This is a genomic window from Nocardia mikamii NBRC 108933, from assembly GCF_001613505.1.
Classification (GTDB): domain Bacteria; phylum Actinomycetota; class Actinomycetes; order Mycobacteriales; family Mycobacteriaceae; genus Nocardia; species Nocardia mikamii.
In genome coordinates this window covers 1-884 of the sequence record NZ_BDCM01000040.1, presented here as the reverse complement: position 1 = coordinate 884, position 884 = coordinate 1, and the positions used below count along the sequence as shown (strand labels likewise).

General features: G+C 66.9%; 1 protein-coding gene. It reads left to right on the top strand.

Annotated features, from left to right (window positions below):
• Positions 1-884 (top strand): PucR family transcriptional regulator (locus tag NMI01S_RS33635; RefSeq protein WP_063920950.1); only part of this gene is annotated, 884 nt, incomplete at both ends.

Below are 884 nucleotides of genomic sequence, written 5' to 3'. Positions count from 1 at the left end.
GACAGCGAACCCACACTCACCCTCACCCACACCGACTACACCAACCTCCTCCAAGGCGCCAAACTCCTCGTCGAAATCCTCGACACCATGACCACCGCCGTCTCCCACGCCTACGTCCGCGAACTCCGCGCCGTCGTCTCCGAACACCACAACGCCGTCCACACCCTCACCTCCGCCCTCCTCGGCGGCCACCCCACCTCCACCATGGCCCGCGAATGCGGCATCGAAATCGCCGATAACTACCACATCCTCGCCCTCCACATCCCCCCACACCCCGACCAAGCCAACCCCCACCTCGACCCCACCATCATCGCCCGCCGCAAACTCCGCCGCATCCAAGCCGCCCTCGCCACCACCACCCACACCACCACCCTCTCCCTCCTCTCCACCGACGGCGGCACCCTCCTCATCCCCACCACCACACCCACCAACCTCGACACCCTCATCACCCACCTCTCCCACGCCGCCCGCGTCCCCATCACCGCCACCACCACAACCACCCCCACCACCGACATCCCCACCGCCACCGACCAAACCCACCAACTCCTCGACATGGTCACCCGCCTCCAATCAATCCCCGGCCTCTACCGATTCGACGACCTCGCCCTCGAATACCAACTCACCCGCCCCGGCCCCGGACGCGACCACCTCGGCACCCTCCTCAACCCCCTCGACCACCACCCCGAACTCCTCACCACCCTCCAAACCCACATCGCCAACAACCTCAACCGCCAACGCACCGCCCGACTCCTCCACGTCCACACCAACACCGTCGACTACCGCCTCAAACGCATCGCCCAACTCACCGGCTTCGACCCCACCCAAGCCAGCGGACTCTGGTACCTCCGCAGCGCCCTCGTCGCCCGCACCTACACCACCGCGTG